The 12,892-nt window shown below is 75.9% G+C and carries 1 protein-coding gene; it reads left to right on the top strand.

The genetic code is table 11. The features are described from left to right. The first annotated feature begins 49 nt into the window (after nt 1-49). The gene (locus Sdia_RS06915; protein WP_191835339.1) at nt 50-12,889 is read left to right on the top strand and encodes a non-ribosomal peptide synthetase; all 12,840 of its coding nucleotides are present in this window, start codon (nt 50-52) and stop codon (nt 12,887-12,889) included. Nucleotides 12,890-12,892 lie beyond the last annotated feature (3 nt).

Raw genomic sequence — 12,892 nt, 5'->3', positions numbered from 1 at the left:
AGACGCCGCAACACCCAGCACCGTGCAGGTACCAGCCCCAGGGGGATTCATGACCACGGCGTCCTCGCCGCACCGCAACTCCGCGCCCGCCCAGGCCACGGGCGAGGCGGGCCCGCCCGCGCGGGACGGCTCGCCGGTCCCGCCGGCCTGGACCACCGGCCCGCGCCCGGCCCCGGCCGCCACCGTGCTGGAGGCCGTCGCGGCCCGGGCGGCCCACGCCCCGGACGCGGTCGCCGTCGAGGAGCCGGCGGCCGGCCTCACCTACCGCCGGCTCCACGAGGAGTCGGCCCGGCTGGCCGGGCTGCTGCGCGCGCGCGGCGTACGGCGCGGGGACGCGGTCGGGGTGTGCGTGGACCGCTCGGCCGCCCAGGTCACGGCCCTCCTCGCCGTGCTGCGGGCGGGCGGCGTGTACGTCCCCGTCGACCCCGGTTACCCGGCCGACCGCATCGCCTACGTCCTCGGCGACAGCGCCCCGCGGGTGCTGCTCGTCCGCGACGCGGAGCGGGTCCCGGCCGGTGCCCACCCGGCCGGCGGCGTCCTGGAACTGGACCGGCTCACCGGCGCGGACGCACCCGGGACCGGCGGCAACGCGTCACCCGCGCCCGCCCCGGACGACGCGGCGTACATGATCTACACCTCCGGTTCGACCGGTCGCCCCAAGGGCGTCGTCGTCCCGCACGCGGGCCTGCCCGGTCTCGCCGCCGCCCACGTCGACGCGCTCGGCCTGGACGCCGGCAGCCGGGTGCTCCAGTACGTCTCGCCCAGCTTCGACGTGGCGATGGCCGACATCCTCATGACGCTCACCGCCGGCGCCACCCTCGTCCTCGCCGAGGGCCAGCCGATGGGCGAGGAGCTGCTGCGGCTGCTCGCCGAGGGCCGCGTCAGCCATCTGATGGTGCCTCCGGTCGTCCTCAGCACCCTGCCCGAGGGCGACCTGCCCGACCTGCGGACCCTCGTCATCGGCGGCGAGAGCTGCCCCGACGACATCGTGGCCCGCTGGTCGGCCGGCGGGCGCCGGGTCCTCAACGCCTACGGCCCGACCGAGGCCACCGTCTGCACCACCCTCAGCGCGCCGCTGCCGCCGGGCGCGACGGGCCCGCACCCGATCGGCACCCCCCTGCCCGGAGCCCGCACCCTCGTGCTCGACGAGGCGCTGCGCCCCGTCCCGGTGGGCGCCTGGGGCGAGTTGTACCTCGGCGGACCGCTGGCCCGCGGCTACCACGGGCGGGCCGGACTGACCGCCGCCCGTTTCACCGCCGACCCCTCCGGCTCCGGGGACCGCCTCTACCGCACCGGTGACCTGGTCCGCTGGCGCGCCGACGGCACCCTGGAGTACGGCGGGCGCGGCGACCACCAGGTGAAGATCCGCGGTCTGCGCATCGAGCCGGGGGAGATCGAGGCGGTGCTCGCCGCCCACCCGGACGTCCGCAGTGCCGTCGTCACCGCCCGGGAGGACCGGCCCGGCGCCAGACGGCTGGTCGCCCACCTCGTCGCGGAGCCCGGCCGCACCCTGGACCCGCGGTCGGTCCGCGCCCACGCCGCCGCCGGACTGCCGGAGTTCATGGTCCCGGCGGCCCTGGTGGTCCTGGACGCGCTGCCGCTGACCGCCAACGGCAAGCTCGACCGGCTCGCCCTGCCCGCCCCCGGCCCGGCCGACACCGACCGCGCCGACCGGCCCCGCACCGCGCCCCGGACCGCCACCGAGCGGGTCCTCGCCCGGATCTGGTCCGAGGTGCTGCACGCCGGGGAGGTCGGCGCGGACGACGACTTCTTCGACCTCGGCGGCGATTCGATCCTCGCCCTCCAGGTCGTCACCCGGCTGCGGGCCGCCACCTCCGTGGCGCTGCCCTGGCGCGCCCTCTTCGAGCGGCCGGTCCTCGCCGACCTGGCGGCCCTGTCCGACGCGCGGGCGCAGGAGGCCGGGGCCGCCGCCCCCGCCTCCGTCCCGCGCGCCGAGCGCGGCGCCGCGGTGCCGCTCGCCCCCGCCCAGCAACGCCTGTGGATCCTCCACGAGTTCGCGCCCGACAGCAGCGAGTACAACACCTCCGCCGCGCTGCGGGTCGCCGGGGAGCTGGACACCACCGCGCTGAACCGGGCGGTGGACGCGCTGGTGGCCCGGCACGAGTCCCTGCGGACCGTGTTCACCTCCGAGGACGGCCGCCCGGTGCAGGTGGTGCGCACGCCCGCCGCCGCGCCGCGGGTCCCCGTGGCCGAGCGGGACCTCGCCGGACTCGGCGAGCAGGAGCGGGCCGCCGCCCTCGACGCGGCGCTGGGGGCCGAGCACGCCGCCCCGTTCGACCTGCGCACCGGGCCGCTGCTGCGGGTCCTGGCGGTCCGTCTCGGCCCCGCCGAGCACGTCCTGATGGCCACGCTCCACCACATCGTCACCGACGGCTGGTCGGCCGGCGTCCTCGTCCGCGACCTGGGCGCCCTCTACGCCGCCGCGCTGACCGGCGCCCCCGACGCCGGGCTCCCCGCACTCCCCGTGCAGTACGCCGACCACGCCCTGTGGCAGCGCGAGGCCACCGCCGGGGACGCGCTGGACGGCCAGGTGGCGTACTGGCGTAAGCGGCTGGCGGGGCTGGAGCCGCTGGAGCTGCCCACCGACCGGCCGCGTCCCGCCGTGCGCACCCCCGCCGGGGCCGTGCACGCCTTCGACGTGCCGGCCGAGGTGGCCCAGGGGCTGGTGGCGCTCGGGCGCGAGGAGCGGTCCAGCCTCTTCATGGTGGTCACCGCCCTCACCCAGCTCCTGCTGGCCCGCTGGAGCGGCCGGACCGACCTCGCGGTGGGCACCGTCACCTCCGGGCGTGACCAGCAGGAGACCGCCGACCTGATCGGCTTCTTCGTCAACACCCTGGTGCTGCGCACCCGGGTCGACGAGTCCCGCTCCTTCGCCGGCCTCCTGGCGGAGGTCCGCGACACCACGCTGGCCGCCTTCGCCCACCAGGACGTGCCCTTCGACCGCCTGGTGGAGGCGCTGGCGCCGGAGCGCGACCCGAGCCGCACCCCCCTCGTCCAGGCCGCCGTCGTCCTCCAGAACGCCTTCGCCGACCTCACCTCCTTCGCCGGGCTGCCCGCCGAGCGGGCCCACGTCCCGCGCGACGCGGCCCGCTTCGACCTGACCTTCGAGTTCTGGGGCCGCGCGGGCGGCCTGAGCGCCGAGGTGGAGTACAGCACCGACCTGTTCGACCGGGCGACGGTGGAGCGGCTGGGCCGGCACTGGGTGGAGCTGGCCTCCGCCGTGGTCGGCGAGGGCGCGCGGCGCCCGCTGTGCCGGGTGGAGCTGGTCACCGGCCGCGAGCGGGAGGCCCTGCTGCGCGGATGGGGCGTGTCCCGTACCGGCGTCGGACAGACCCCGGTCACCCTGGGCGCGCTGTGGCGCTCCCGCGTGGCCGCGCGGGGCACCGCCGGCACCGCCGTGGTCTGCGGCGACGAGACCCTGTCGTACGCCGAGGTGGACGCGCGGGTGGAGCGGGCGGCCCGCCGGCTGGCCGCGGTGGGCGTCGGCCCGGAGGTCCGGGTCGGCGTCGCCCTGCCCCGGTCGGTGGAGTGGCTGACCGTGCTGCTGGCGGTCACCCGGCTCGGCGGCGTGTACGTGCCGATGGACCCGGAGTGGCCCGAGGAGCGGTTCGCCTTCGTCCGGGAGGACAGCGGCGCCGCCCTCGTCGTCACCCCGCGCACCCTGTGGGAGTGGCACGAGCAGCCGGAGCCGCCCGGCCCGGCGCCGGTGGCGGAGGTGCCGCTCGACGCCGGCGCCTACATGATCTACACCTCCGGGTCGACGGGCCGTCCCAAGGGCGTGCTCGTGACCCACCGCGGCATCGCCGCCTTCACCGCCGCCCTCGCCGAACGCTTCGGCATCACCAGCGACGCCCGCGTGCTCCAACTGGCCTCGGCAGGCTTCGACGCCTCCGTCATGGAACTCCTCATGGCCCTCTCCGCCGGCGCCACCCTCGTCATCCCCGACGACGGCCGCGCCCTGGCCGGCCAAGACCTCCACGACACCCTCGCCACCCGGCGGATCACCCACACCCTCATCCCCCCCACCGTCCTCGCCAGCATCCCCACCGACGCCCCCCACCTCCCCCACCTCGCCGTCCTCGCCACCGGCGGCGAAGCCCTCACCCCCGCCCTCGTCCAACGCTGGGCACCCGGCCACCGCCTGCTCAACGCCTACGGCCCCACCGAGATCACCGTCGCCGCCAGCATCAGCACCCCCCTCGACACCCGACGCGAGGGAACCCCGCCGATCGGCCAACCGGTCGCCGAGGCCCACCTCACCGTCCGCGACCGATGGCTGCGCCTGGTCCCCGTCGGCGTCCCCGGCGAGCTCCACGTCTCCGGCCCCGGCCTCGCCCGCGGCTACCACGAGCGTCCGGCACTGACGGCCGAACGCTTCACCGCCGACCCGCACCGCCCGGGCCAACGCCTCTACCGCACCGGCGACCTCGTCCGCTGGACCCCCGAGGGCGTCCTCGAATACCTCGGCCGCACCGACGACCAGGTCAAGATCCGCGGCCTGCGCATCGAACTCGGCGAGATCGAAACCGCCCTGACCGCCCACCCCGCCGTCGCCCAGACCACCGTCACCGTCCGCGAAGACACCCCCGGCACCCCCCGGATCGTCGCCTACACCGTCCCCGCCGAGCACACCACCGGCCCCGACGCGGACACTCTGCGCACCTGGCTGGGCGAGCGGCTCCCCGCCTACATGGTCCCCGCGGCCTTCGTCACCCTCGACGCGCTGCCCCGCAACTCCAGCGGCAAGCTCGACCGCCGCGCGCTGCCCGCCCCCGCCGAGGAGACCAGCGGCTACGTGGCACCGGCCACCCCGGCCGAGCACACCCTCTGCGCGATCTGGGCCGAGGCCCTGGGCCTGGAACGCGTCGGCACCCGGGACAACTTCTTCACCCTCGGCGGCGACTCCATCCTCAGCATCCAGGTCGTCTCCCGCGCCCGCCGGGCCGGACTCGAACTGACCTCCCGCGACATCTTCACCCGCCAGACCGTCGCCGCCCTCGCCGCCCACCTCACCGCCGCCGGAGCGACCGCGCCCCCGGCCGCGCGGGCCGAGCAGGGAGCGCTCAGCGGACCCGCCGCCACCACCCCGATCCGTGAGTGGTTCTTCGCCCACCACCCCGCCACGCCGCACCACTTCAACATGGCCGTGGAGTTCACCCCGGCCCCGGGCACCACGCCCGGGACGCTGCGGGACGCCCTCGCGGCCGTCCTGGCCCAGCACGACGCGCTGCGCGCCGTCTTCCGGCCGGACGGCCACGGCGGGTGGTCCGGCGAGCTGCTCGCCGAGGCCGACCTGGACGCCGTCTTCCGGGTGCGGGAACTGGCCGGGATGGCCGAGGGCGACGAGGAGCCCGTGGACGGCTGGGCGGCGTGGCACCAGATCACCGAGGAGACCCAGGCCGGGTTCGACCTGGCCGAGGGGCCGTTGGCCCGGATGGTCGCGGCGGTCCCCGCACAGGGGAGCGTCGGCGCCGGACCCCGGGTCGTGCGGGTCCTGTTCACCCTCCACCACCTGCTGACCGACGGCGTCTCCTGGCGCGTCCTGCTGGACGACCTGGCCACCGCCCACGAGCAGCTCCGGGCGGGCCGGCCGGTCGACCTGGGGCCGAAGACCAGCTCCGAGCGGCAGTGGGCGCGGCGGCTGGCCGAGCACACCGCCGCCGGGGGCTTCGACGCGCAGGTGCCGTACTGGCGCGAGGTCGTCGAGCGGGCCGACAGCGGGCCCCTGCCGCTGGACGACCCGGACGGCGACGCGACCGTGGGCGCGCAGGAGACGGTCTCCGTGGCGCTCGACGCCGAGCAGACCCGGGCGCTGCTCCAGGAGGTCCCGCCGGTCTACCGGACGCAGGTCAACGACGTCCTGCTGACGGCGCTGGCCCGGACCCTGCGCGGCTGGACCGGGCGCGACCGGCTCGCCGTCCACCTGGAGGGCCACGGGCGCGAGGACCTCTTCGCCGACCTCGACCTGACCCGCACGGTCGGCTGGTTCACCTCGATGTACCCGGTGGCGCTCGGCCTCCCGGAGGGCGACGCCTGGGGTCCGGCCGTCATGGCGGTCAAGGAGCAACTGCGGGCGATCCCCGACCGGGGGATCGGTTACGGCGCCCTGCGCCACCTGGGCGGCGCCCTCCCCTCCCACGCCGAGCCCCGGATCAGCTTCAACTACCTGGGCCGCCTCGACGGCCTCGGCGAACGGGAGCTGTACCGCGCGACGCGGATGAATCCCGGCGGCGAGTTCGGCCCGGCCGAGACGCGGCCGCACGAACTGGACGTGATCGGGGAGGTGCGCGACGGCCGGCTCGTGCTCACCTGGTCGTACTCCGGTGCCCGCCTGCGGCGGTCCACCGTCGAGGGGCTGGCCCAGGCCATGGCGGGTGAGCTGCGGACCTTCCTGCGGCACTGTGCCGAGCCCGGCGCGGGCGGGCGCACCCCGTCCGACTTCCCGCTGGCCGGCCTCGCCCAGGCCGAGGTGGACACCCTGCTCTCCCGTGCGGACGGTGCGGGGGCGGGCCGGGGCGTGGCGGACGTGTACCCGCTGACCCCGCTCCAGACCGGCATGGTCTTCCACGCGCTGGCCGAGCCGGACTCCCCCTCGTACCTGGAGCAGTTCTCCTTCACGCTGGACGGCGCCCGGGACCTGCCGGCACTCGCCGCCGCGTGGCAGCGCGCGGTGGAGGGGGCGGACGCGCTCCGCGTCTCCGTGGCGTGGCGTGATCTCGGCCGTCCCGTGCAGGTGGTGCACGAGCGGGCCGAGCTGCCGGTCCGCACGCTCGACTGGTCGGAACTGACGGCCGCCGCCCGCGAGGCCGCGCTGCGGGACCTCCTCGCGGACGACCTGGCCCGGGGCCTGGACCTGGAGGCGCCGCCGCTGATGCGGCTCACGCTGATCAGGTGCGCCGAGGAGAGCGTCCGGGTGGTGTGGACCTTCCACCACCTGCTCCTCGACGGCTGGAGCACCGCCGCCCTGCTCTCGGACGTCCTCACCGGGTACGCCGCGCTCACCGGAGCGCGACCCGCCCCACGCGCCGAAGCGGCCCGGAGCCGGGCGCCCTTCCGGGAGTACGTCGAGTGGCTGTCCGCGCAGCCGACGGCCCCCGGACTCGCCTACTGGAAGACGCGCCTGGCCGGTTTCGAGGAGCCGACCCCGCTGCCGTACGACCGCCCCTCCACGGGACGCGCCGGCCACGGCCAGTCGTCCCGGCACGTCGTACACGATCTCTCCGAGGCCCTGTCGTCGCGGGTCACCGCCTTCACCCGGCAGAACGGCCTGACCGTCAACGCCGTCGTGCAGGGCGCCTGGGCTCTGCTCCTCGCCCAGTACGCGGGTGAGGGGGACGTGGTGTTCGGGACGACCGTCTCGGGCCGCCCGGCCGAGCTGCCGGGGGCCGAGGAGATCCTCGGCCTGTTCATCAACACCCAGCCCGTCCGGGTGGGCGTCCCCCCGCGCGCCCGTGTCGCGGGCTGGCTGGCCGGCCTCCAGGCCGCACAGGTGGAGGCCCGCCGCCACGAGCACCTGCCGCTCAGCGCCCTGGAGACGGAACTGCCGCCCGGCACCCCGCTCTTCGACAGCCTCGTCGTCTTCGAGAACTATCCGGTCGACACCGAGGAACCGGGCCGCTTCGGCCTCTCCCTGCGGGACATCGAGGTCACCGAGACCACCAACTACCCGCTGGTGCTCACCGCGTACGACGGCGCCCGGTTCCGCTTCGACCTCGGCTACGACCCCGCGCGCTTCGACGCCGCCACCGTCCGCCGCCTGGCCGCCCACCTGGCCCACCTGTTCGACGCGCTCACCGCTGACGGGGACGCGGAGCTGGCGGCCGTGCCGGTCCTGCCGGAGACCGAGCGGGCACGCGTGCTCGGCGAGTGGGGCCGGGGCGCCGAGTCCGCGGTGGGGCGGTCGGTCGTGGAGGTGTTCGCCGAGCGGGTCGCCGCGACCCCGGACGCCGTCGCCGTCTCCACCGGGGACACCGCCGTCACCTACCGCCAACTCGACCGCCGCGCCGAGCGGCTGGCGCACGCGCTGGTGGAGCGGGGGGTGACCGCCGAGTCCCGCGTCGGCCTGCTCCTGGAACGCTCCGCCGACGTGGTCGTGGCCATGCTCGCCGTCCTCAAGGCCGGCGGCGCCTACGTCCCCCTGCACGCCGGCCACCCCGAGGACCGCGTCCGCGACATCCTCGACCGCAGCGGCACCACCCTGCTCCTCACCGACCGCGACCAGCCCTCCCCGGCCGGCGTCGCCACCCTCGACCCGCGCACCCTCCCGGAGGCTCCGGCGAGCGGCCCGCTCCCGCCGGCACACCCGAGCTCCCTGGCGTACGTGATGTTCACCTCCGGCTCGACCGGCGTCCCCAAGGGCGTCGCCGTCACCCACGCCGACATCACCGCCCTCGCCGCCGACCGGCGTTTCGCGGGCGGCGCCCACGACCGGGTGCTCTTCCACTCCCCGCACTCCTTCGACGCCGCCACCTACGAGGTGTGGACACCGCTCCTGACCGGCCGCACCCTCGTCGTCGCCACCGAGGACCTCACCACCACCACCATCCGCGAAGCCGTCGCCGACGGCGTCACCGCCCTGTGGATCACCGCCGCCCTCTTCGGCGTCCTCGTCGAGGAGGACCCGGAGTGCTTCACCGGCATCCGGGAGGTGTGGACCGGCGGCGACGCCGTCCCCCACCACGCCGCCCACACCCTCCTCACCCACCACCCCGACCTCACCCTCGTCAACGGCTACGGCCCCACCGAGACCACCACCTTCGCCGTCAGCGGCCCCCTGACCGCCGGCGACGTCGCCGCCGGCCCCGCTCCACTGGGCACGCCCATGGACAACATGCGCACCTACATCCTGGACGGTGCCCTGCGCCCCGTCCCCGTGGGCGTCCCCGGCGAGCTCTACCTCGGCGGCGCCGGCGTGGCACGCGGCTACCACGACCAGCCGCGCCTCACCGCCGAGCGGTTCATCCCCGACCCGCACCACCCCGGCGGCCGCCTCTACCGCACCGGCGACCTCGCCCGCTGGCGCACCGACGGGCGCATCGACTTCCTCGGGCGGACCGACACCCAGGTCAAGATCCGCGGCTACCGCATCGAGACCGGCGAGATCGAGACCGCCCTCCTCAGCCACCCCGCCGTGGCGCGGAGCTGCGTCCTGGCCCGCGAGGACCAGCCCGGCACCAAGTACCTCGCCGCCTACGTCGTCCTGGACCCGGACGCCGGCCACGGGCCGGACCGGAGCCCCGGCACGACCGCGGACGCCCTCCGGGCCCACCTCGCCGAGAGCCTGCCGGAGTACATGGTCCCGGCCGTCTTCACCACCGTTGAGGCGATCCCGCTGACCGTCAACGGCAAGGTCGACCGGCGCGCCCTGCCCGTACCCGAGTTCACGGCGCCCGGCGCGGCGTACACCGCGCCCCGCACCGAGACCGAACGCGCCCTCTGCGCCGTCTGGGCCGAGGTACTGGGGCTGGCCCGGGTCGGTGTGGAGGACGACTTCTTCGCCCTCGGCGGCGACTCCATCTCCAGCCTGAAGATCGTCTCCCGGGTCCGCACGGCCCTCGGTACGCATCTCACCCCGCGCGCCCTCTTCGACCACCCCACGGTCGCCGGGCTGGCGGAGGCCGTCGCCCCGGCCGCGCGGGAGACGGGCGTCGTCCCCGTCGCCCGGGACGGGGCTCCGCTCCCGCTCTCCTACGCCCAGGAACGCCTCTGGTTCCTGGACGACTTCGCGCGGGGCGGCGTCGAGTACAACGTGGTCACGGCGCTGCGCCTGACCGGGCGGCTCGACCGGGCGGCCCTGTCGGCGGCCGTCGACGGCCTGGTGGCCCGGCACGAGGCGCTGCGGACCACCTTCGAGGCGGTCGACGGGCGCGGCACGCAGGTCGTGCACCCCCGGCTGGACGTGCCGGTGCGCACGGCCGAGCTGGACGAGGCACTGGACCTCGCCGCCTCCGTCCCCTTCGACCTGCGGACCGGGCCGCTGCTGCGGGTGCTGCTCGCCCGGACCGCCGAGGACGCACACGTCCTGCTTCTCGCCATGCACCACATCGTCACCGACGGCTGGTCGATGGGGATCATCACCCGGGAACTGAGCGAGCTGTACGCCGCCGCCGTACGCGGCGAGGAGGCGGTCCTGCCGGCCCTGCCCGTGCAGTACCCGGACTTCGCCGTCTGGCAGCGCGACCGGCACGCCGGCGACGCGCTGGAGGCGGACCTGGCGTACTGGCGCGGGAAGCTGGAGGGGCTGGAGCCGCTGGAGCTGCCGACCGACCGGCCGCGTCCGGCGGTGCGGGACGCGGCGGGCTCGCAGTACGCGTTCGCCGTGCCGGCCGAGCTGACCGAGCGGCTGACCCGGGCCGGGCGCGACGGGCGGGCGAGCCTCTTCATGGTGCTCACCGCCGTCACCCAGCTCCTCCTCGCCCGCTACACCGGCCGCCGGGACATCTCGCTGGGCACCGTCGTCTCGGGCCGGGAGCGGGCCGAGACCGAGGGGCTGGTCGGGTTCTTCGCCAACACGCTGGTGCTGCGGTCCACGGTCGACGAGGCGCGGAGCTTCGGGGAGTTCCTGGCGGAGGTCCGGCAGACCGTGCTCGACGCCTTCGCCCACCAGGACGTGCCGTTCAGCCGCCTCATCGAGGAACTGGCCCCCGAGCGCGACACCAGCCGCACCCAGCTGGTGCAGGCGATGCTGGTCCTGCAGAACACGCCACCTGCCGCGCTGGAGCTGCCGGGCGTTCGGGTCGAGGAGTTCCTCCCGCCCCGCGACACCGCGCAGTTCGACCTCCACCTGGAGTTCCAGCCGGACGCGCACGGGGGTCTGGAGGGGCTCGCCGTCCACAGCGACCTCTTCGACGGTGCCACCGTCGCACGGCTCGTCCGGCACTGGCTGACCCTGGCCGACCGCCTGACCGCCGACCTCGCGGAAGCCGGTGAACGCCCGCTGCTCTCCTACGACTTCCTGGAGGCGGCCGAACGCGCACGGCTCCTGGGGCCCGCCGCGGCCACGGGCGCGCAGGACCCGTCCCGCCTCTCGCCGCTCACCATGTTCGAGGAGCGGGCCCGCCGTGACCCGGCCGCCCCGGCCGTCACCTTCGAGGGCGCCACCCTCACCTACGGCGAGCTGGACGCCCGGGCCGCCCGGCTCGCCGCGCATCTCGCCGGGCGGGGCGTCGGTCCCGAGTCCCGGGTCGGCCTGGTGCTGCCCCGGTCGGCCGAGCTGGTGGTGGCGATCCTGGCGGTGCTGAAGGCGGGCGGCGCGTACGTGCCGGTCGATCCGGCCTCCCCGGCCGACCGGATCGCGTACATCCTCACCGACAGCGCGGTGGAGCTGGCGGTCACCTCGCGGGCGGCCGGGCACGCCCTGCCCGGCGGTCCGGACGGCGCCCCCGCCGTGCGGACGGTGGTGCTGGACGCGCCGGAGACGCTGCGGGTCCTGGCCGAAGGCCCCGCCCGGCCGGCGCCGGTGGCCGTGGGGGCCGACTCGGCCGCGTACGTCATCTACACCTCCGGGTCGACCGGCCGGCCCAAGGGCGTGGTGGTCACGCACGGGAACGTGGCGCGGCTGCTGCACGCGACGGAGGAGGAGTTCGCCTTCGGGCCGGCCGACGTGTGGACGATGTTCCACTCCTACGCCTTCGACTTCACCGTGTGGGAGCTGTGGGGCGCCCTCGCCCACGGCGGGCGGCTGGTCGTGGTGGGGCTGGACGTGGCCCGGGCGCCGGAGGAGTTCGCGCGGCTCCTCGCCGACGAGCGCGTCACGGTGCTCAACCAGACGCCCTCCGCCTTCTACCGGCTGGCCGAGGAACTGGCCGCCGCCCCGGCCCTGCGCGCACGACTGGCCCTGCGGGCCGTGGTGTTCGGCGGCGAGGCACTCGACTGGGGCCGCATCGCCGAGTGGGTGGAGCGGTCCGGGAAGGGCGGGCCCGTCCTCGTCAACATGTACGGGATCACCGAGACGACCGTCCACGTCACCAGCCACCACGCCGAGCCCGGCTCCCTGGCTCCCGGTGCCAACAGCGTCATCGGCCGCGCCCTGCCGCACCTGCGCGCCTACGTCCTGGACGCGGCCTGCCGCCCGGTGCCCGCCGGCGTCAGGGGCGAGCTGTACATCGCCGGCGGCGGGCTGGCCCGCGGCTACCTGGGGCGGCCGGAGCTGAGCGCCACCCGCTTCGTCGCCGACCCGTTCGGCGGGCCGGGCGACCGGATGTACCGGACCGGCGACACGGCGCGGTGGACCGGCGCGGGCACGCTCGACTACCTCGGGCGCAACGACGACCAGGTGAAGATCCGCGGCTTCCGGATCGAACTCGGCGAGATCGAGGCACTGGTGGCCGGGCACCCCTCGGTGGCGCAGGCCGCCGTGGTGGTGCGCGAGGACCAGCCCGGCGACCGGCGGCTGGTGGCGTACGCGGTGCCGGCCGCGGGCGCGCCCGGCGGCCTCGACCAGGGCGTGCTGCGGGAGTCGCTGGCGGCGGCCCTGCCGGAGTACATGGTCCCGGCCGCCTTCGTGGCGCTGGAGAGGATGCCGCTGACCAACAACGGCAAGCTCGACCGGCGGGCCCTGCCCGCACCGGAGTACGGGGACGCCCGCGCCTACGTGGCGCCGGCCACGCCGACCGAGGAGGCGGTGGCCGAGATCTGGGCGGAGGTGCTGGGTCTCGCGTGGGACCAGGTGAGCGCCGAGGAGGACTTCTTCAGCCTGGGCGGAAACTCGGTCCTGAGCCTTCGCGTGATTGCTAGGGTCCGGACCATGTTCGACATCGACCCTTCTGCCCGCGTGATGTTTGATTTCCCGACCGTTTCCCGACTCTCCGGGAAAATCGAGGAACTGATTATCGCGGAGATCGAGAACGACGGGGACATGGCGTTCTAGAAG

This window comes from Streptomyces diastaticus subsp. diastaticus (genome assembly GCF_011170125.1).
GTDB classification, from domain to species: domain Bacteria; phylum Actinomycetota; class Actinomycetes; order Streptomycetales; family Streptomycetaceae; genus Streptomyces; species Streptomyces diastaticus.
Note: the sequence above shows the minus strand (reverse complement) of the source record. Positions and strands in the feature narration are given on the sequence as shown.